This window comes from Kribbella sp. NPDC003557 (assembly GCF_040610805.1).
In the GTDB taxonomy this organism is placed as follows: domain Bacteria; phylum Actinomycetota; class Actinomycetes; order Propionibacteriales; family Kribbellaceae; genus Kribbella.
Genome location: NZ_JBEXMY010000002.1, coordinates 447540 through 466970 on the forward strand (window position 1 = coordinate 447540; position 19431 = coordinate 466970).

Here is a 19431-nt window from a genome sequence, read left to right on the forward strand (position 1 = left end):
TTCACGTCTCGCGCGTGCGCTTCAGCCTGCGACGACGACGCACTGTCTGAACACCTCAGCCTGTTCCAGTCGCGTCTCCCTGAAGGACCACGTCATGTCCGCAGTTCTGCCTGTCCTGTCCACCAGACTGTCCGCCGCCGCCGCGGCCGTCTTCGGTACGTCGTACGACCCGGAGCTGCGGTCGGCGACCAAGCCCGAGTTCGGGCACTACCAGAGCAATCTGGCGTTGCGGATCGGCAATGCCGAAGGGCTGCCGCCGCGGGACGTTGCCGCACGCCTCGTCGAGGCCGTGCAGCTCGACGACCTGTGCGAGAAGCCCGAGATCGCCGGTCCGGGTTTCATCAACCTGACGCTGCTGCCGCGGACGATCGCCAAGGCGGTCAACGAGCCGAAGACCTTCGACAGCTTGGGTCAGCGGGTCGTCGTCGACTACTCGCAGCCGAACGTGGCGAAGCAGATGCACGTCGGCCATCTGCGGTCGACGGTGATCGGCGACGCGCTGTGCAAGGTGCTCGAGTTCGCCGGGTACGAAGTGGTCCGGCAGAACCACGTCGGCGACTGGGGCACGCAGTACGGGATGATGATCGAGCAGTTGCTCGAGGAGGGCAGCACCGCGCAATCCCTTGATCTGCAGGGATTGCAGCAGCTGTACGAGCGGAGCCGGAAGCACTTCGACGCGGACGGCGCGTTCGCCGACACGTCGCGGCTGCGGGTCGTCGCCCTGCAGTCGGGTGATCCGGAGACGCGGACGATGTGGCGGCACATGGTCGACGTGTCGCTCGACGACTTCGACAAGGTCTACGCGCTGCTCGGAAGCAACTTGACCAGAGCCGATGTCGTCGGCGAGAGCGCGTACAACGACGACCTCCCGCACGTCGTCAGCGAGCTGGAGCACCTGGGTCTGCTGACCGAGTCCGACGGCGCGATGTGCGCCTTCCTCCCTGGGTTCCACGGCCGCGACGGCGATCCGCTCCCGGTGATCGTCCGGAAGTCCGACGGCGGGTTCGGCTACAGCGCGACGGACCTCGCCGCCGTACGGCACCGGATCGGCACGCTGCACGCCGACCGGATCGTCTACGTGGTCGACCACCGGCAGGCGCTGCACTTCGACATGATCTTCACGCTCGCGCGGACCGCCGGCTGGCTGCCTGAGGCCGTCCCGGCCGAGCACGTCTCGTTCGGCACCGTGCTCGGGCCGAACGGAAAGCCCTTCAAAACAAGAGAAGGCGGCACGATCAAGCTCGTCGACCTGCTCGACAGCGCGGTCGCCCGGGCCGACGCGCTGCTGGCCGGACGGGAGGGCGTCGACCGGGCCGCGACCGCAAGGGCTGTCGGGATCGGCGCGGTCAAGTACGCCGACCTGTCGAGCGACCGGGGCAACGACTACGTGTTCGACCTGGACCGCATGGTCGCGATGACCGGCAACACCGGGCCGTACCTCCAGTACGCGCACGCCCGGCTCACCAGACTGCTCTCCAAAGCGGGCCCGGCGGGTGAGGTCACCGAGCTGAAGGAACCGGCCGAGCAGCGTCTCGCCCTCCTCCTCACCGGCTTCGGCGCCGCCGTCGAGCAGGTCGCCGAGACGCTCCAGCCGCACAGGCTCTGCACCTATCTGTACGAGGTCGCGTCCGCGCTCTCGGTGTTCTACGAGCAATGTCCCGTCCTGAGCAGTGAAGGCGAGACCAGAGCAAGCCGGATCGCCCTCTGCACCGCGACCCGGAAGGTGTTGCAGGATGGACTCGGCCTGCTGGGGATCGAGGCCCCCGACGCGATGTGAAGCACTGGGAGGACGAATGCTGCCGTGGTCGGCCGAGTTCAAGGGACGTCTGGACCAGACGACGTACACGAGTGAGCTGCTCCGCGGGAACCCGCTGGGCGACCCGCACGAGCGCCCGGTGCTGGTCTATCTTCCGCCCGGATACGACGATCCGGACAACGCCGGCGAGCGGTACCCGGCGATCTACGTGACGATGGGCTACACCGGCCATGTCGGCATGTGGTTCAACCGGGTCCCGTTCCGCCAGCCGTACCCGGAGCTGCTGGACGCGATGTTCCAGGACGCAGCAGTGCCGCGCGCCGTCGTCGTGTTCGTCGACTCGTGGACCAGGTACGGCGGAAGCCAGTGCCTCGACTCCCCCGGCACCGGGCAGTACCAGTCGTATCTGTGCGACGAGATCGTGCCGTGGGTCGACGCGACGTACCGCACGATCCCCGACCGCGACCACCGCGCCGTCACCGGCAAGTCGAGCGGCGGCTACACCGCGATGGTGACGCCGTTGCTGCGCCCGGACGTGTTCGGGGCGCTCGCGACGCACGCCGGCGACGCGCTCTTCGACGTCTGCTACCGGCCCGAGTTCCCGGAACGGGCACGGACGCTGCGGGACAAGTACGACGGCAGTTACGAGAAGTACTTCGAGGTGCTCGCGACCAAGACCGGCCGGACCACCAACGAGGACCTGCACCTGCTGGAGATGTACGGCTACGCGTCCGCGTACTCCGCCGAGCCCGACGGCACGGTGCTCATGCCGTTCGACGACCTCGGGGCGATCGTGCCGGAGATCTGGGCGCGCTGGCTGTCCCGCGACCCGGTCGAGATGGTGAAGGAGCCGCAGTACGCCGAGGCGCTGCGCTCGTTGCGCGCGGTCTGGATCGACGCCGGCCGGCAGGACGAGTACTACCTGGACCTGGGCGCCACCGCGTTCCACCGAGCGGCGAAGGAAGCGGGCCTCGCCGACGAGCGGATCCACTTCGAATTGTTCGAGGGCACGCACGGCGGCATCGAGTACCGCTACCCGATGGCGGTGCGCTGGCTGGCCGAGCAGCTCGGCTAATTGACGTGCCGTCGCCGGGTGGACGCCGTACCGTCGGAGCCATGAACTGGCCGGAGGGGATCACGGCGCGCCCGATCGACAAGGGTGACGTCGAGGCGTGGGCGGTGTTGATGGCCGCCAAGGAGAAGGCCGACCAGGACGGCGAGAACTTCGCCGCGGAGGACCTGGCCGAGGCCGTGAACCGCCCGAACGTCGACCTGGGCCGGGACAGCATCAGTCTGTGGGCCGACGGCCGGATGGTCGGCTACGGCCAGTTGCACGTGCCGCACACCGTGCTGGATGTCGACCGGGTGCGGACCGAGGGCACGATCGACCCCGAGTGGCGGCGGCGCGGCCTGGGGACGACGCTGATGCGCTGGTTGATCCAGCGCGCCGGCGAGGTCCACACCGCCACTCACCCGCAGGTGCCCGGCCTGGTCGGCACCGGCACGGCCAGCGACAACGTCAGTGCGACCACCCTGTTCGAGGGGCTGGGCTTCAAGCCCGAGCGGTTCTTCTTCGACATGCGCCGGCCGCTCGACCAGCCGGTGCCGGATTCGTCGGTGGCCGACGGGCTCCGGCTGACGGGGTACGACCCGTCGTACGAGGAGGCGCTGCGGCTGGCGCACTTCGAGGCCTTCTCGGACCACTGGGGCTGGACGCCGCCGGATCCGGAGACGTGGCGGTCACGCTCGATCGGTTCGCGGGCGTTCCGCGCCGGTCAGTCGTACCTCGTGCTGGACGGTGAGACCGTCGCGGCGTACGTGAACTGCTACGAGTGGGAGGCCGACACCGAGGCGACCGGGGTCCGCGAGCTGTACATCGGGCAGGTCGGCACGCGGCGCGCGTACCGTGGCCGCGGGCTGGCGCGGGCGACCATCGCGAAGGTGCTGACCGAGGGCGCACAGGCCGGCTACCAGCGGGCTGGTCTCGGCGTCGACGCCGAGAACCCGACCGGTGCGCTCGGCCTGTACGAGAACCTCGGTTTCACCACTCACAAGAAGTTCACCGACTACGCGCTGCCCATCCCGTCAGACGTGTGAGTCCACGACGACCGGGGCCTCGACCGGCTCCGGCGCGCTGCGGAACCACGTCCACGGCCGGACCGTGAACACGATCATCGCCAGGCTCACCGCGGCGTAGACGAGCGCTCCGACGAACGCGGCGTGCACGCCGTCGACCAGGACCTCCCGCGGCGCGGTCGCCGTCGAGTTGCGGCTCGCCGTACCGAAGATCGTCACCAGGATGCCCAGGCCGAGCGCGCCGCCGACCTGCTGGACCACGTTCAGCATGCCGGACGCGGCGCCCGAGTCCTCCGGTGCGACGCCCGAGATGGCCCGGCCGACGAGCGGGATGAAGATCATCCCGGCGCCCGCGCCGAACAGCAGCATCGGGCCGACCACATCGTGCAGGTAGGTGCTGTGCGCGTCCAGCCGGGTCAGCCAGATCGTGCCGAGCGTGACCAGGGTCGCCCCGGCGACCAGCAGCTTCCCGCCGTCGATCCGGGCGACCAGCTTCGGCACGACGCGGGACGCCGCGAACAGCAGACCGGTGAGCGGCAGGAACGCCAGACCGGCGGTGAGCGGGCTCAGCGCGAGCACGCCCTGCAGGTACTGCGTCAGGAAGAAGAACATCCCGAACATCGTCCCGACCACGAGCAGCATGGTCAGGTACGACGCCGAGCGCTGCGCGGACTTGAACAGCCGCAGCGGGACGATCGGGTGGCTGACCCGACGCTCGATCAGCACGAACGAGACCAGCAGTACGACGCCGGCGGCGAACGCGACCAGGACCTCTGCCGACGACCAGCCGACGTCGGCGACCCGGATGAACCCGAACACCAGCGAGGTGATGCCGAGCGTCGAGGTGAGGGCACCGGCCACGTCGAACCGGCCGGTCTCCGGTGCGGTCTCGGTCAGCACGCGGCGCGCCGCGAAGACCAGGGCGATACCGATCGGGACGTTGATGAACAGGCCCCAGCGCCAGGAGACCCAGTCGGTCAGCATGCCGCCGAGCACCAGCCCGACGCTGCCGCCGCCGGACGAGACCAGGCTGTAGTAGCCGAGCGCCTTCATCCGCTCGGGGCCTTCGCGGTACGTGAGCATGAGCAGCGTCAGCGCGGCGGGGGCCGCGATGGCGCCGCCGATGCCCTGCAGGACGCGGGCGGCGAGCAGCAGTTCGGCGTTCGGGGCGAGACCGCCGAGCAGCGAGGCGAGGGTGAAGACACTGATACCGGTGATGAACACGCGGCGGCGGCCGAGCAGGTCGCCGGCGCGGGCGCCGAGCAGTAGCAGGCCGCCGAACGCGAGCGCGTAGGCGTTCTGCACCCACGACAGGCTGGACGGGCTGAAGTGCAGGGCCTGCTGGATGTGCGGCATCGCGATGTTCACCACGGTGCCGTCGAGGATGACCATCAACTGGGTGACCAGGATGACCGCGAGAACTACCCCCGGCCGCCGCGCGGGCGTGCCGGAACCGGCACGGGCCGGGCCTGAGGTTGTTGCCGACATATTGCTCCTTACCCCGGAGGGGCTACAGTTGTGGAAGGAAAAGCGGAGCGCTCCTCCGGATACAATACGGAGGCACCCTCCGCTTTGCAAGCGATATTCTGGCCGGACCCGTGAGGAGGTCGAACTTGGCGCCGCAACCCCTGCCGTGCGCACGGCCCACCCGTGCGGACGCCGCCCGGAACTACGACCGCCTGGTGACGGCCGCCCGGGAGTCGTTCGCGGAGCACGGCACCGACACCTCGCTCGAGGAGATCGCCCGCCGCGCCGGCGTCGGCATCGGCACGCTCTACCGCCGGTTCCCGAGCCGGACCGCGCTGCTCGAGGCGGTCTACGTCGACGAGATCCAGTCCGTCTGCGACCGTGCGTACGACTTCGACCGGGAGCTCGAGCCGTTCGACGCGCTGGCCGCCTGGCTGCGCAGCTTCGTCGGGTACGGGCTGTCCAAGAAGAGCCTGGCCACCGAGCTCATCGATGCCCTGGGCAAGGAATCGCCGTTCTTCCAGGCCTGCAAGGTGAATGTGCAGGAGGCCGGGCAGCTCCTGCTGGACAAGGCGAAGGCGACCGGAGACGTCCGGGAGGAGCTGCAGCTGGCGGACGTCATGCGGCTCGTGGGCGGCATCGCCCACAACACCGACACGCAGCCGGAGCAGGCCCAGCGCCTGCTCGACATCGTGCTCTGCGGGCTCAGGCCCGCTGCTCCCGCAGCTCAGCCAGCGAAGGGTTAGCGGCATCCCGCTCGGTGTACTTGAGCTCGCCGACGGGCCACTCGATCGCCAGCTCCGGGTCGAACAGGTCCACGGCCACCCGCTCCGGCGACCAGTGCTCGTTCACCAGGAAGTTGTACGTCGTGTGCGGCGCGACCGTGCAGAACGAGTTCCCGACGCCGCGGGGCACGAAGAGCGCGTCCGACGGGCCCAGCTCGAAGGTCTCGACGTGTCCGAAGGTGCCGGTGTCGCGGAGGTCGACGATCGCGGCGAACACCCGGCCGGACGACGGCGACAGGTACTTGTCCCAGGGCTCCGCGTGGATGCCGCGGACGATCCCGGCGTCCTCGAAGTACGCGACGTTGTGCTGGACAACGTCCATCCCGAGCTCGGCCAGCTTCGCGCGGTGGAAGTTCTCCTTGAACCACCCGTCGTCGTGCGGCTGCACCTGCAACCCGACCCGCAACACCCCCGGGATCGACGTCTCCTCGATCCTCATCGGCGCACCTGCCGGCGGGCCTCGAGCTGCGCCTGGTCGGCGGCGGCCAGACCGGCGTGCCACCCGGCGCCGTTGGTGATGCGGGTCCGCCGGGTCGTCGTCCTGGGGAACAGCTGCGTGAACAACGCGTCCACCTGCTCCTCCCGCTTGGCCAGCACCGGCAGCAGCCGGCCCGCGTCCGCCTCGGGCACGGCGGCCTGGGTCACGGCCGAGGCCCGCTCCAGCCGCTCCGCGATCCGCTGCGCGTAGGCCATCAGGAACGACTGCCGGAACGACCTGGTCCGCGACTCACCGCGGTGGCCGATGTGCTTGCCGGCGGCAATCATCGCCCGGTTGGCCTGGACGAGCAGCGAGGTGCTGAGGATCTCGGTGAGCTGCAGGTCCAGCTCGGCTCCGACGATCGTGACGACGGCCAGGTCCTCGATCACGACGATCCGGCACCGGTTCGCGGTGGCGACCGCACCGACCAGCTGCGCCTTGGCCGAGACGTACGGGGTGTCGATCCACAGCCGGCGGGCCGACGAATCGTCCGGGATCTCCTCCTCAGCCGCGACCAGCACGCTGTCCAGCGAGAACTTCGCCATCAGCTCCTGCGCCTTCCCGGACAGCGCCTCCGCCTCGTCCGGGAACTCGGTCGCCTCCGCCTTCGCGAGCAGCGCCCGGATCCGCGCCAGCATCTTTCCGTTCACGGGTACGGCGGGGCGCGCCGGGCGGGCCGGCGTACCGGGCAGCGGCAGCAGGCGGGCCATGACCGGCAGGGTCTGCAGGAAACCCGCGAGGGCGAGCGCGTGGTGCAGGCTCAGGTAACGGCCGACCCGTGCGGTCGCTGCCCACGTGGTCAGGCGCAGCTCGGCGAACGGCTGCGGCACACCGAGATCGGCCAGCTGGTCGAGCCAGCGCGGGTCGATGGCGGCAGGAGCATACTGCTGGTGCTCGGCCGAGATCGCGGCCAGCAACAGCGGCTCGACGGCCGCCTCCAGCTGGCGCCGGCCGTGCTGCACCACATCCGCCGGCGCCCAGCCGCGCTCCCAGGCGCCGCGGACCAGAGCATTCAGGAATCCTTGCAGGCAACGATCCACCGCCGCCTGGTCGCGCTCGTCGTACGCCCCCAGCCGGGCCAGCTGTGCGTCCGCACGGTCGTCGCCGACCGCAACGGCGGCCGCCGCGATCGGCAACAGCCGGAGGATTTCCTGATCAGTCACGCGGACGAGTCTGACAGTCACACCCGGCCGACCCAAACGGCGTCCGCCGCACCTGTGGACAACCCTGCGACACGAAGGCCTGCCCGAACGGCCTACGGTCGATGCGTCTCGTCACCGCCGACGGCGCGATCGAGGTGATCACCGAGCATGTGCTGGAGAAGAACTCTCCGCTGTCGGCGGCGACCACACGGCGAAATACGACCCGGACAACGTGTTCCACCGGAATCAGAACCTCAGACCGTTGCTTTGAGCCCGCGTCGGGACGATCCTGCCTAGAGGGGAAATCTCAGGGGGAGGCTTCGTCATGACTCAACTTGCCGACAGTGGGATCGGCGATCTGCGACAGGACTTCGAAGGATCGGTGCTCGGCCCGGACGACGGCGGGTACGACGACGCGCGCCGGCTGTGGAACGCGGACCAGGACCTGCACCCGGCGGTGATCGCCCGGTGCCGGAGCGCGGCGGACGTCAGCCGGGCCGTGCTGTTCGCGCGCGACCACGGACTGGAGATCGCGGTCCGCGGCGGCGGGCACAGCATCAGCGGAATGAGTTCGGTCGACAACGGACTGATGATCGACCTCAGTGAGCTGAACGAGGTCACGGTCGATCCGGAGACCCGCCGGGCCCGGGCCGCCGGCGGCGCGTTGCTCGGTCAGCTCGACGCGGCGGCGCAGGCGTACGGCCTGGCCACGCCGGCCGGCATGGTGAGCCACACCGGCGTCGCCGGACTGACGCTCGGCGGCGGGATGGGGTGGCTGAGCCGCAAGTTCGGTCTCAGCATCGACAACCTGCTGTCGGTCGAGGTCGTCACCGCGGACGGCCGCATCCTGCGTGCCTCCGACGACGAGAACCCCGACCTGTTCTGGGCGATCCGCGGCGGTGGCGGGAACTTCGGCGTCGTCACCGAGTTCGAGTTCCAGCTGCACGAGGTCGCGCCGATGATCCAGTTCGGCCTGATGTTCTGGGATCTCGGCCAGGGCGCCGACGTCCTGCGGATGGCGCGCGAGGTGATCGCGAAGCTACCGTCCGAGGTGAACATCGTGGTCGGCGCGATCAGCGCTCCGCCGGCCCCGTTCGTGCCGGCCGAGTACCACTTCCGGCCCGGGTACGCCTTGATCGTGCCGGGCTTCGGGGCGGCCGAGGAGCACGCCGCCGTACTGGACGAGATCCGCTCGGCGCTGCCGCCGCTGTTCGAGTTCGCCAGCCCGATGCCGTACGTGGCGCTGCAGCAGATGCTCGACGATGCGAACGGGTGGGGATTCCACGCGTACGACAAGGGCTTCTACCTCGACGACTTCACCGACGAGGCGATCGCGGTGATCACCGAGCACGTGCCGCGCAAACAGTCGCCGGGCTCGGTGGCGCTGTTCTACCGCCTCGACAACGCGTACTCGAAGGTCCCCGACGACGCCACCGCCTTCAGCGGCAGCCGGGCGCCGGGGTACGCCGGTTTCATCATCGCGGTCTGCGAGACCCCTGAACTGCTGGAACACGACCGCGAGTGGGCCCGCTCGTTCTGGGCGGCGACGATCCCGGTCGGCCGCGGAATCGGAAGCTACGTGAACGCGATCAGCGACACCGGAGTGGACGACCGTGTCCGGGCCTCCTACGGCGCGAAGTACGACCGACTGGCCACGATCAAGGCGAAATACGACCCCCACAACACCTTCCACCGCAACGCAAACATCAAGCCGGCCTAGCCCGGACACGCAAGCCTGAACGGGCAACTACCGCTCGCTGATCGAATGCCTTCAGGAGGCCCTTCGGAAGCCCTCAGCAAGGTGGCGGATCAACACTGAGCCGACCACGCACCCAACCCAAATTCTCTTTCTGTCCTTATCTCTTCTTTCCTAGATCGAGGCGGCGCCGTCGATGGTCAGGACCTGGCCGTTGATGTTCGTGTTGTCGAGCAGGAGCATGCGGACGACGGGGAGGACGTCGGCCGGCTCGGTGAGGTGGCCGGTGGGGGTGCGGCGGATGATCTGGTCGAGTTGGGTCTGGCCCAGGACGGCGGACATCTCCGAGGCGAAGAAGCCCGGGGCGATCGCGTTGGCGAGGATGCGGCCGCCGAGTTCGCGCGCCAGTGAGCGGGTGGCCGCGTCCATCCCGCCCTTGGTGGCCGAGTACGCCACCAGGCCGGGGTAGCCGCGTTGTGCGCAGATCGAGGTGATGTTGACGATCCGGCCCTTCAGGCCCTTCGCGAGCATCCGGCGCAGGACGAAGCGGGTCAGGATCAGCGGGGAGGTCAGGTTCGTCTGGATGATGTCGGCCAGCCGCTCCGCGGACGTGTGGACGTGCAGCGAGTCCTGCCCGATCGCCGCATTGTTGACCAAGGCATCGATCGGCCCCAGGGTGTTCTCGACCTCCCGTACGAACGCCTGCCCGGCGGCGCTGTCGTTGACGTCGACGGAGCCGTGGTGCAGGTGGCCCGGGTACTTCTCGCCGAGCGCGATCAGCTCCGGCGTGACGGTGCGGGCGAACGCGCCGACCTTGAGACCGGCCGCGAGCAGGTCGGCGACGATCGCCAGGCCGAGACCGCGGGAACCGCCCGACACCAGCACGACCGACGCCGGCGGGACGACACCGGGGGCTTCAGGGGCTTCAGACATCGCTCTTCAGGGTTTCCTTCTGCGGGATCTCGTCGAGGAACCTGATCCGCCGCGGTACGCCGTAGTCCGGCAACCGGGTCGAACACCACTGCACCAGGTCGGCGTCGGTGATCGGGCCGAGGGACCGGTTCGGCACCACCTCGGCCGCGACCATCCGGCCGACCAGCGGGGCCTTGCGCGCGAACACCCGCGCCCACGACACGCCCGGATGGCCCATCAGCACGTTGCGGACCACACCGGCCGACACCTTGGACCCGCCGACGTTGATCTCGTCGGTGTCCAGGCGGCCGGTGATCAGCACCCGGTCCCCGTCGAACTCGACCCGGTCGCCGGTGCGGACCGCGCCGACCAGCCCGGCGCCGTGGTGCGGTGAGCGGATGACGAGCTCGTCGCCGTCGACGCTCAGCACCGGGCGTTCCGGCTGCGGGTCGCGGTCCAGCCAGGACCTGGGGAAGCCGGCCTTGCCGTCGTGCACCACGATCGAGGCGCCGACCTCCGACGACGCGTAGATCCAGGAGATCCGCGTCGCCGGGAAGATCTCCCGGAGCTGGTCGAGGATCGCCTGGTCGACGGGCTCGCCGCCGAGCGTGATCTGCTCCAGCGGTACGCCGGCGAGCGCGTCGGCGTCACGGTAGATCGCCTGCCGCCAGAAGGTCGGCGTACCCGAGGCGGCCGTGACGCCGTGCTCGGTGGCGATCGCCGGCCAGTTCTCGAGCTCGTGCGGCTCGATCACGACCAGGCCCTGGTCGGCCTGGGTCAGCGAGAGCGTGACGACCTGCCACCAGGCGTAGGTCCCGGGTGAGTACGGCAGCAGCCACGTCCGGGGCGGCTGGTCGGCGGTGACCGTGGTCAGCGACTCGAGGGTGTGGCCGATGCGCTTCGGACGGCCGGTGGAGCCCGAGGTGAGCAGCCAGGCCCGCCCGGACTCCTCGACGCGCTTCAGCCGGGCGGGGGCGACTGCCCCATCGGGCAGGACGACCGCGAAGCCGGACTCGCCGAGCTCCTCGCGCATCCGCTCGTCGACGCGCGACTCGGTGGCGACCAACAGCTCGGTGCCGTGCACCGCGTGGTGGCGCAGGGCGGCCAGTGCGTCGGCGCCGTTGTCCACCAGGACGGCCGCGGGCGACGGCAGCTGCGGCAGTTTGTGCAGCGTCCGCCAGGTCAGGCGCTTGCCGGCGACGACGACGGTGTTGTCGTCACCGATCAGCGCGGTGGTGCGGCGCCGCGCGTTCACGCGGACTGGAGATGCTCGATGAAGTCCAGTACGTCGCCGACCGTCGCGATCCGGCGGAGCCCGGGGGCATCGAAGTTCAGCTCGTCGCCGAGCTCGTCCTCCACCCGGAGGGCCAGCTCGGAGAAGTCCAGCGACCGGAACCCGATCTCGCGCAGGTCCGCCGTGTCGTCGGCCGGTAATGCCCGGCCCTGGGCCGTCATCACCTCACCCATCAACTCCCTGACCCGACTCCGATCCACCGAACTCATAGTCCCGAAGCCTAACGCCGGACGTCCCGCACTCACCAACCGTCCGGGCGCCGGACCCGTCACGCTCGGCCGGGCCCCGCGCCGGCGCTCCTCCGGGGCTTGATGAGTGCCGGCGGTCCAGCAATCGCTTGAACCGGCTCCTGATCTCCAGTGCGACCAACGTGATCACCGGGGCCGCGGCGGCGAACGCCGCCAGCAGAACCTCCTCGACCGGCAGTCCGGCGATGTGCTGACCGACCATCGGACCCTCCCGAACGCTACGAGGCTGGGAGATTACCGAGTGTAAACGGGAAGCCGCCGCCGGTAAACGGCTCACCGGCCACGAGCGCGACATGGCGGACTCATACACTTTGCCGATGATCAGAGCGGGCCGGCGGCGTGCGACCGGGCGGGGCATACGGACCGCGGCGTGGGTGAGTCTGCCCGTGCTCCCACTGGCATGGTTCGTGGCGCTGCAGGAGCACCCGCCGTGGATGCCGGCCGCCTACCTCGCCTACCTGCTGGTCGTGATCGTCGTCCCGGGCACGATGTTCTGGCGGCGGCTGACCGGCGGCGTCGGCTGGCGGTCGGCGGACGTGATCCTGGGGACGGCGTTCGGGCTGGCGGTCGAGGCGCTGCTCTATCCGCTCGGAATGCTGTTCGCGATGCCGTTCGCGGCGCTGCTGATGCCGGCGCTGGCGCTCGGGATGTGGCGCGGCCTTCCACGCCGTACGTCGCCCGAGCGACCGACGCCCTGGTGGTCGACGGCCGGGATGATGGTCGCGGTCGGCGTCGCGGCCGCCTGGTTCGTGCGGGTCGGCTCGCAACTCGTCCCGCTCAACGGACCGCAGGCCCTGCGACCGGACTCGGACGCGCCGCACAGTCTCGCGCTGGCCGGTGAGGTCACGCATCACTTCCCGCCACGCGTTCCGTACGCCGACGGCGGGTGGCTGACGAGCCACTGGGCGGCGTACGACCACATCGCGTCCGCGCACTGGATCACCAGCGTGCCGCTCGACGTGCTGACGCACCGGATGGCGCCGTTCGCCTGGATCGTGCTGACGGTGCTGGGTGCGGCCGCGGTCGGGATGCTGCTGACCGGGCGCGCGGTCGCCGCTCCGATCGCGGCCGGGCTCGTCGTGGCCGGCGGCGACCTGGTGGCGTGGCCGTGGGCGGTGTCGGACCGGGTGTTCGCGGACGGGCCGTTCTCGCTGGGCGAGCTGACCAATCCGCCGCAGGCGTTCTCGACGGTCCTGTTGCTGCCGTTGATCGCGGTGACGACGTTGCTGCTCCGGCGCCGCCCGGGGACGACGCGCGGTCAGTTGTTCCGGCTGTTCGTCGCGGCGGGCGTGCTGGTCGCCGCCCTGGCGTTGACCAAGGCGACGACCCTGCCGGTGCACGCGGCGGGGCTCGCGGTCGCCTGGATCTACCTGACGGTGCGGGCCGGGCGGCTGAACCTGCGCGCGCTGGTGCTCGGCGTGGGCGTCGCGGCGGCGTACACGGTGACGTTCTTCTTCGTACTGCGGGGCGCCGCGTCGAGCGTGCGGTTCGATCCGGGCGGGACGTTCGAGAGTCTCGCCGCGCGGATGGGCGGTGGATCCGCGGTCCCGGTCATCGCGGTGGTCGTCGTGGTCGGCTGGGTCATGCCGCTGGCCGGCGCGTTGCTGATCAGGCGGCGGGTGACCCGGGATCCGATGCCGGTCTTCCTGGTCGCCGGGTTCGCCGCGGCGGTGCTGGGCGCGTCGTTGCTGGCGGATCGTGGGGACAGCCAACTGTTCTTCGTGCGGACCGGTTTCGTGTTCGGCGTCCTGCTGGCGACCTGGGGACTGGGGTCGCTGGAGCGCCGGCAGTTCTGGGTCGCCGGGGTCGCGCTGCTGATCGGGGTCGCGGCGATCTACTGGGGCCGCGAGCGGTCGCCGCGGTCGTGCACGACGAGCGACTGCTTCGGGCAGAGCCTCGCGGTCGCGTTGGTGATCGCGGTGCTCGGGATCGGCGTGTTCGGGCTGATCCTGCGCGGCTCCCGGCGGACCTGGGCAGTGATCGCGGTCGCGGTCCTCGTCGGTACGACGGTGTCGCCGACGGTCGCGTCCGTGCGGCGGTTCGCCGACGCGCCACTGACGTCGTACGACTCGATCGCACCGGGCGGGATCGAGGCGGCGCAGTTCATCCGGCGGAACTCGGGCTCGGACGACCGGATCGCGACGAACGTGCACTGCCACCAGGCGCGGGCGTCGCACTGCCGGCGGGGTTCGTACTGGATCGCCGGGTACGCCGAGCGCCGCGTGCTCGTCGAGGGCTGGGCGTACCAGGCTCGGGTCGACGATTCCTACCCTGCGGGCGTGCAGGGACCGTACTGGGACCAGGAACAACTGCGGCTCAACGACGAGGTGTTCAGCAATCCGAGCCGCCAGGTGATCGAGACGCTGCGCACGACGTACGGCGTCCACTGGCTGCTGCTCGACGAGCGGGTCAGCACGGCGCCGAAGAACCTGGACAAGCTGACCGAGCTCCGGTTCCAGCTGGGCACGGTGCGGGTCTACCAGATCTTCCCGCCGCCGACCGAGAACCCGTTCCCCACCAGAACGCCGTCGCCGACGGGATCCCCGAGCACTACACCGGGATCCCCCACCAGCGCCCCGACGAGCTCCCCCGGATTCCCGACGGGCTCGCAGTCCCCCGGGCTCCCCACCGGCCCGCAGTCCAGCGGGTTCCCCACGGGCTCGCAGTCCACCGGGGTCCCGAGCGGGCCCGTGTCGCCCGGTCAGACCCAGCCGACGCAGCCCTTCCCGACCGGACCGCTACCGACGTCCGTCACCCCCACCGCGGTCCCGGCGCAGCTCACCACCACGCCGGGACCCACTACCAGTCCGTAGCGACTCAGCGGATGGTGACCGCCGGGATCGCGATGCTCTGGTTCGCGAGCCGGTCCAGGGCGGTGACGGAGTAGATGTACGCCGTACCCGCGGTCGCCGTCGTGTCCGTGTAGGACTGAGCGGCGCCGGTGGAGCGGACCGTGGCGATCAGGTTGCGGGCGTCGTTGTCGGGGCAGTGATCGCCGCCGCGGAGCTCCCGGCGGTAGATCGCGTACGAGGTGGTGTCCTTCGACGTCCTGGACCAGGTCAGTTGCACGCCGTCGCTCGTGCGCGCCGCGTGGACCGCGTGCGCCGGGAGCGGCGCCCGGGAGTCGAGGGCCGGCATCGCCGGGATCAGCGCCGGCCGCGAGTACCAGGTGGTGTTGAGCAGCGTGGTCGCGCCCAGCCGGTCGGCGCGGACATCCTTGGCGGAGAAGAAGATGTTGCCCTTCACCTCGGGGATCGTGCTGTCGAACGCCAGGTGGTCACTCAGCTCCTTGGGGTCCGACCAGTCCGGCGACTGCGTCGACGTACCGACCTTGTACGTCGCTTCGCCGATGTAGAGGTGGACGTGCGTCCCGCGGACCTGCTCGGCCCACCACGGCACGATCTTGTTGTAGTCCGCGGGCGCGAACCCGCCGGCCCAGTACACCTGCGGGACGATGTAGTCGATCCACTCCTCGCGGACCCACTTGCGGGTGTCCGCGGCGAGGTCGTCGTACGTCTGGACGCCGGCCGTGGTGTCGGTGCCCTCCGGGTCGGTCGCCTTGTTCCGCCAGACGGCGAACGGCGAGATGCCGAACTTGATCCACGGCTTGGCCGCGTGCATCCGCTGACCCAACTCCTGGATCAGCAGGTCGATGTTGTGCCGCCGCCAGTCCTTCAGATCGGTGTAGCCGTCGGGGTACTGCGCGAACGTCGCCGCGTCGTCGAAGACCTGCCCGGCGACGGGGTACGGGTAGAAGTAGTCGTCGAAGTGCACGCCGTCGATGTCGTAGTTCGAGACCGCGTCCATGATCGCGTCCTCGACCAGCTTCCGGGCCGCGGGGATGCCGGGGTTGTAGTAGAGCTTCCCGCCGTACGAGACGACCCAGTCCGGGTGCTGCCGCGCCGGGTGGGTCGGGAGCAGGCCGTTGATGTTGGTGTCCATCGACAGCCGGTACGGGTTGAACCACGCGTGCAGCTCGAGGTTCCGCTTGTGGGCCTCGGCGACCGCGAAGGCCAGCGGGTCGTAGCCGGGGTCGCCGCCCTGCACACCGGTCAGGTACTTCGACCAGGGCTCCACCTTGGACGGCCAGAACGCGTCCGCGGTCGGGCGGACCTGCAGGATGACCGCGTTGTGGTTCTGCCGGACCGCGTCGTCGAGCCAGCCGATCAGCTCGGCCTGCTGCTGTGCGGCGCTCAGCCCGGTCTTCGACGGCCAGTCGATGTTCACCACCGACGCGACCCAGCTCGCCCGGAACTGCCGCAGCGGGGTGGACGCGCTCGGCGCACACGTCTGCTGCCCGTCCGTCTCCACGGCGGACGCCGTACCCGTCAGACCGCTCAGCATCAGTCCCGCCGTCACGCCGAGAACGCCCATCACTCGCCAGACTCTCATGTCACTCTCCGACTACTCTTTCCGGTGAAGTGGAAAGATGTTTACACATCAGCGGCCTTCCGGGAAGACGCTAGGTTAGGACCATGCTGCGCGCCGCGACCGAGGACGATGCCGACACGATCCGGCGACTGCGCAACCAGCAGGCGAATCGTGACGTCAGCATCACCGCGCACGAGATCACCGCGGACGAGCACGCGGCCTGGTGGGCGAAGACGTCGGCCGATCCGTCCCGGCGGGTGCTGATCTACACCCGCGACGGCGCGACCGCCGGGGTCGTGAACTTCTTCGATCTCGACGCGACGTCCGGCGCCTGGGGGTTCTTCCTGGACGCCGACGGGCTGGCCGAGCGCGGCGAGACGCTGCCGGCCTGGATCGAGATCATGCGCGAGGCGACGGCGTACGCGTTCGACGAGCTCGGCCTCGAGATGCTCACCGGCGAGGTCCTCGAGCACAACGCGGTGGTCCGGCAGATGAACCGGCGGTTCCGGTTCGCCGAAGGTACGCCGGAGACGCGGTACGCCGACGGGCGCGAGATCACCGTGATACCGATCAGCCTGCGCAGACAGGACCGTAGGACTCAGGGGAGAGCATGAGCAGCATCGAGATCGGCGGCGTCGCGGTCGGACCCGATCACCAGCCGTTCGTCATCGCGGAGATGTCCGGGAACCACAACGGCGACCTCGAGCGGGCGCTGGACATCGTCCGCGCGGTGGCCGAGACCGGCGCGCAGGCGCTCAAGCTGCAGACGTACACCGCGGACACGATGACGCTCGACCTCGACCTGCCGGCGTTCCGGCTGCCGGCGGAGCACGAGCTGTGGAGCGAGGCGCGGCTGTACGACCTCTACGAGGAGGCACACACGCCGTGGGCCTGGCACGAGCCGATCCTCGAGCTGGCGAAGTCGCTCGGCCTGGTCGCGTTCTCGTCGGCGTTCGACAGCACCGCGATCGACTTCCTGGAGAAGCTCGACGTCCCGGCGTACAAGGTCGCCTCGAACGAGATCGGCGACCTGCCGCTGGTCCGCGGGATGGCCGAGACCGGCAAGCCGATCATCATCTCGACCGGCTCCGCGACGCTCACCGACATCGACGCCGCTGTCCGGGCCGCGCGCTCGACGGGCAACGAGCAGATCATCGTGCTGTCCTGTACGGCGAGTTACCCGGCGCCGCCGGAGCAGTCGAACCTGCGCGGCATCCCGGTCCTGCGCGACGCCCTCGGCGTACAGGTCGGGCTCTCGGACCACACGATGGGCATCGGCGCCGCGGTGGCCGCGGTCGCACTCGGCGCGACCGTGATCGAGAAGCACGTGACGCTGAAGCGCGTCGACGGCGGTGTGGACTCCGCGTTCTCGCTGGAGCCGTGGGAGCTCGAGCTGCTCGTCGAGAGCACCCGGGTCGCGCAGTTGTCGCTCGGCGAGCCGGTCATCGGCCCGAAGCAGGCCGAGCAGAACGTCCTGCGCTTCCGCCGCTCGCTGTTCGTCACCCAGGACGTCCGGGCGGGCGACCTGATCACGTTCGAGAACGTCCGCTCGATCCGCCCCGCCGGCGGGCTCGCCCCCGACCTCTTCACCCAGGTCGAAGGCCGCCCGTTCCGCACCGACGTCAAGGCCGGCACCCCACTCACCTGGGACCTGCTCTGATGTATCTGCTGTTTCCGGGGCGGCACCATGTGCTGACGCGGTTCCAGGGGGAGTTCCTGCGCCGGCACGCGGATCGGACCGTGGTGTGGGCGGTGACGTCGGCGAATCACCGGACGACCAAGCGGAACCCGGTGGCGTTCGATCGGCGGGAGGCGGCGATCGAGCGGTTCAGCGTGGCGGAGGGGATCCGGTCGCTGGTGGTCGGGGTGGTGGACACCCCGCCGACGGACGAGTTCGCCGAGGTGACGGTGAAGGCGATCGAGGCCGGTACCGATGATCTCGTCCGGTTGACACCGGAGAACACGGTGGTCGCGTGCTCGACGCCCGCGGTCAGCAAGCTGTACGAGCGACTCGGGTACGCCGTGACCGGCGTCGAGCCTGACGGCACCGCGCGGCCGTGGGACGTGCTGCTGATGATCGCCGCGGACAACGAGCAGTGGAAGCAGCTCGCGCACCCGGCGACCGTGGACGTCTTCGAGCGGTACGCCCTGGACTCCCAAGTCGCCCGGTGCATGAACGACCCGGTGGTCGGCGACGACGGCGGTCTGACCACGACCCGCGACTACAAGACGTACGCCGACGCGTTCGAGACCGCCGCCGAGCGGAAATGGCTGCAGATCAAGGATTTCGTGCGCCCCGGGCGGATCCTCGACATCGGCTGCGCGACCGGCGCGACGCTGCAGCTCGCCGATCGTGACCCGCGTTTCCACGAGTCGGACCTGATCGGCGTCGAGGTCGCGCGGCACCTGTTCGCCGAGTGCGAGCACAAGAAGGAGCAGGGCCTCTTCAGCAACCCGAACGTCTACTTCTACCAGCGCAACATGCTCGGCTCGGCCGTCTTCCCGCCGCGCTCGATCGACACCACGCTGACGCTCGCGCTCACCCACGAGATCTGGTCGTACGCCGACGGGTCGCGGCCCGACACGGTCCAGCGGTTCGCCGACGCGTTGTTCGCGCACACCGCCCCGAACGGTGTCTGGATCAACTCCGACGTCTGCGGCCCCGACGAGCCCGAGCGCCAGGTCGTCCTGCGGCTGGACGACAGCGACGGCGAGAACCCGGCCGGCGTCGCGGAGCTCGAGGCGCTCGACGACCCGGCGGCGTACGTCGGGAGGTCGTCGACGCGGGCGCGGTTCTTCCAGTTCGCCCACGACTTCCGGCGGAACGCGCGCGTCCCGTTCGCGTACGACGTGCGCGCCGACGGGCTGGTGCTGCGGCTGGCGGACGCGATGGACTTCCTCACCCGGAAGGACTACGTCGACAACTGGCTGAGCGAGACGCACGAGCAGTTCTGCGGCCTGAACTTCGCCGGCTGGTCCGCGGTCGCCGAACACGCCGGCTTCACGATCGACCCGGCCTCGAACGCCTGGCGCAACGACTGGCTCATCGACCACCGCATCGCCCCCGTCGCCACCATCACCACCCCCGACGGCGACCCCGTCGACTGGCCGGTCACCCACCAGCTGATGGTGGCCCGGCGGTAGCTTGCCCGTTGACCTGGAGGGTTGCCCCCTCGGATTTTCAGGGGCAAACCTCCAGGTGAGTG

At 69.9% G+C, this 19431-nt stretch carries 16 protein-coding genes; 9 read left to right on the forward strand and 7 right to left on the reverse strand.

Going from position 1 to position 19431, the window contains the following annotated elements:
- Positions 1-106: 106 nt before the first annotated feature.
- Genes argS through ABZW60_RS08010 form a run of 3 tightly spaced genes read left to right on the forward strand, consistent with a single transcriptional unit; the run spans position 107 to position 3853 of the window.
- Positions 107-1777: an arginine--tRNA ligase gene (gene argS / locus ABZW60_RS08000; RefSeq protein ID WP_355475857.1), complete on the forward strand. Its 1671-nt coding sequence runs from the start codon at positions 107-109 to the stop codon at positions 1775-1777.
- Between the two features lie 16 nt (positions 1778-1793).
- A complete protein-coding gene (locus ABZW60_RS08005) occupies positions 1794-2831 on the forward strand; it encodes an alpha/beta hydrolase-fold protein (protein ID WP_355475003.1) in 1038 nt (345 codons plus the stop codon).
- A 41-nt stretch (positions 2832-2872) separates the two neighbouring features.
- Complete coding sequence (locus ABZW60_RS08010) at positions 2873-3853, forward strand: GNAT family N-acetyltransferase (protein WP_355475004.1); 981 nt, start codon at positions 2873-2875, stop codon at positions 3851-3853.
- Here the strand turns inward: ABZW60_RS08010 and ABZW60_RS08015 are convergent.
- Entirely contained in the window at positions 3842-5320 is a 1479-nt protein-coding gene (locus tag ABZW60_RS08015) for an MFS transporter (RefSeq protein ID WP_355475005.1), read from the reverse strand. The two genes, ABZW60_RS08010 and ABZW60_RS08015, sit on opposite strands and share 12 nt — an antisense overlap.
- A 125-nt stretch (positions 5321-5445) precedes the next feature.
- Between ABZW60_RS08015 and ABZW60_RS08020 the strand changes: the two genes are divergently transcribed.
- A complete protein-coding gene (locus tag ABZW60_RS08020) occupies positions 5446-6045 on the forward strand; it encodes a helix-turn-helix domain-containing protein (RefSeq protein WP_355475006.1) in 600 nt (199 codons plus the stop codon).
- On the opposite strand, the gene ABZW60_RS08025 is transcribed toward ABZW60_RS08020, so the two are convergent.
- Positions 6005-6523 (reverse strand): dTDP-4-dehydrorhamnose 3,5-epimerase family protein, encoded by a 519-nt coding sequence (locus tag ABZW60_RS08025; RefSeq protein WP_355475007.1) that lies wholly within the window; start codon positions 6521-6523, stop codon positions 6005-6007. The genes ABZW60_RS08020 and ABZW60_RS08025 overlap by 41 nt on opposite strands.
- The gene (locus tag ABZW60_RS08030) at positions 6520-7725 is read right to left on the reverse strand and encodes a DUF2786 domain-containing protein (RefSeq protein WP_355475008.1); all 1206 of its coding nucleotides are present in this window, start codon (positions 7723-7725) and stop codon (positions 6520-6522) included. Before ABZW60_RS08030 ends, ABZW60_RS08025 begins: the two co-directional genes overlap by 4 nt.
- Positions 7726-8029: 304 nt before the next feature.
- On the opposite strand from ABZW60_RS08030, the gene ABZW60_RS08035 reads away from it, so the two are divergent.
- Complete coding sequence (locus tag ABZW60_RS08035) at positions 8030-9424, forward strand: FAD-binding oxidoreductase (RefSeq protein ID WP_355475009.1); 1395 nt, start codon at positions 8030-8032, stop codon at positions 9422-9424.
- A 150-nt stretch (positions 9425-9574) separates the two neighbouring features.
- On the opposite strand, the gene ABZW60_RS08040 is transcribed toward ABZW60_RS08035, so the two are convergent.
- Genes ABZW60_RS08040 through ABZW60_RS08050 form a run of 3 tightly spaced genes read right to left on the reverse strand, consistent with a single transcriptional unit; the run spans position 9575 to position 11779 of the window.
- Positions 9575-10333: an SDR family NAD(P)-dependent oxidoreductase gene (locus tag ABZW60_RS08040; protein WP_355475010.1), complete on the reverse strand. Its 759-nt coding sequence runs from the start codon at positions 10331-10333 to the stop codon at positions 9575-9577.
- Positions 10326-11567, reverse strand: coding sequence for a class I adenylate-forming enzyme family protein (locus tag ABZW60_RS08045; protein WP_355475011.1), 1242 nt, complete (start codon positions 11565-11567; stop codon positions 10326-10328). The genes ABZW60_RS08040 and ABZW60_RS08045 overlap by 8 nt, the downstream gene beginning before the upstream one ends.
- A complete protein-coding gene (locus ABZW60_RS08050; protein WP_355475012.1) occupies positions 11564-11779 on the reverse strand; it encodes an acyl carrier protein in 216 nt (71 codons plus the stop codon). The genes ABZW60_RS08045 and ABZW60_RS08050 overlap by 4 nt, the downstream gene beginning before the upstream one ends.
- A gap of 392 nt (positions 11780-12171) precedes the next feature.
- Here ABZW60_RS08050 and ABZW60_RS08055 point away from each other — a divergent pair, with 392 nt between their 5' ends.
- Positions 12172-14667: a hypothetical protein gene (locus ABZW60_RS08055; protein WP_355475013.1), complete on the forward strand. Its 2496-nt coding sequence runs from the start codon at positions 12172-12174 to the stop codon at positions 14665-14667.
- Positions 14668-14671: 4 nt separating this feature from the next.
- Here the strand turns inward: ABZW60_RS08055 and ABZW60_RS08060 are convergent, their stop codons facing one another.
- Positions 14672-16246 carry a family 10 glycosylhydrolase gene (locus ABZW60_RS08060; protein ID WP_355475014.1) on the reverse strand — a complete coding sequence of 525 codons (1575 nt, stop codon included), beginning with the start codon at positions 16244-16246 and terminating at the stop codon, positions 14672-14674.
- A gap of 83 nt (positions 16247-16329) precedes the next feature.
- Between ABZW60_RS08060 and ABZW60_RS08065 the strand changes: the two genes are divergently transcribed.
- Genes ABZW60_RS08065 through ABZW60_RS08075 form a run of 3 tightly spaced genes read left to right on the forward strand, consistent with a single transcriptional unit; the run spans position 16330 to position 19369 of the window.
- On the forward strand, positions 16330-16839 hold the full coding sequence (locus ABZW60_RS08065) for a GNAT family N-acetyltransferase (RefSeq protein ID WP_355475015.1): 510 nt from the start codon (positions 16330-16332) through the stop codon (positions 16837-16839).
- Positions 16836-17885, forward strand: a complete 1050-nt coding sequence (pseI, locus tag ABZW60_RS08070; RefSeq protein WP_355475016.1) for a pseudaminic acid synthase — start codon at positions 16836-16838, stop codon at positions 17883-17885. The genes ABZW60_RS08065 and pseI overlap by 4 nt, the downstream gene beginning before the upstream one ends.
- Positions 17885-19369 (forward strand): class I SAM-dependent methyltransferase, encoded by a 1485-nt coding sequence (locus tag ABZW60_RS08075; protein WP_355475017.1) that lies wholly within the window; start codon positions 17885-17887, stop codon positions 19367-19369. Before pseI ends, ABZW60_RS08075 begins: the two co-directional genes overlap by 1 nt.
- Positions 19370-19431 lie beyond the last annotated feature (62 nt).

What these genes read in the sequence shown, in the direction of transcription:
- ABZW60_RS08010 (WP_355475004.1), top strand. Translation starts at nt 2,873, where the DNA reads ATGAACTGGCCGGAGGGGATCACGGCGCGCCCGATCGACAAGGGTGAC.
- ABZW60_RS08025 (WP_355475007.1), bottom strand. Translation starts at nt 6,523, where the DNA reads ATGAGGATCGAGGAGACGTCGATCCCGGGGGTGTTGCGGGTCGGGTTG.
- ABZW60_RS08055 (WP_355475013.1), top strand. Translation starts at nt 12,172, where the DNA reads ATGATCAGAGCGGGCCGGCGGCGTGCGACCGGGCGGGGCATACGGACC.
- ABZW60_RS08005 (WP_355475003.1), top strand. Translation starts at nt 1,794, where the DNA reads ATGCTGCCGTGGTCGGCCGAGTTCAAGGGACGTCTGGACCAGACGACG.
- ABZW60_RS08035 (WP_355475009.1), top strand. Translation starts at nt 8,030, where the DNA reads ATGACTCAACTTGCCGACAGTGGGATCGGCGATCTGCGACAGGACTTC.
- ABZW60_RS08065 (WP_355475015.1), top strand. Translation starts at nt 16,330, where the DNA reads ATGCTGCGCGCCGCGACCGAGGACGATGCCGACACGATCCGGCGACTG.
- ABZW60_RS08040 (WP_355475010.1), bottom strand. Translation starts at nt 10,333, where the DNA reads ATGTCTGAAGCCCCTGAAGCCCCCGGTGTCGTCCCGCCGGCGTCGGTC.
- ABZW60_RS08015 (WP_355475005.1), bottom strand. Translation starts at nt 5,320, where the DNA reads ATGTCGGCAACAACCTCAGGCCCGGCCCGTGCCGGTTCCGGCACGCCC.
- ABZW60_RS08050 (WP_355475012.1), bottom strand. Translation starts at nt 11,779, where the DNA reads ATGGGTGAGGTGATGACGGCCCAGGGCCGGGCATTACCGGCCGACGAC.
- ABZW60_RS08060 (WP_355475014.1), bottom strand. Translation starts at nt 16,246, where the DNA reads ATGAGAGTCTGGCGAGTGATGGGCGTTCTCGGCGTGACGGCGGGACTG.
- pseI (WP_355475016.1), top strand. Translation starts at nt 16,836, where the DNA reads ATGAGCAGCATCGAGATCGGCGGCGTCGCGGTCGGACCCGATCACCAG.
- ABZW60_RS08075 (WP_355475017.1), top strand. Translation starts at nt 17,885, where the DNA reads ATGTATCTGCTGTTTCCGGGGCGGCACCATGTGCTGACGCGGTTCCAG.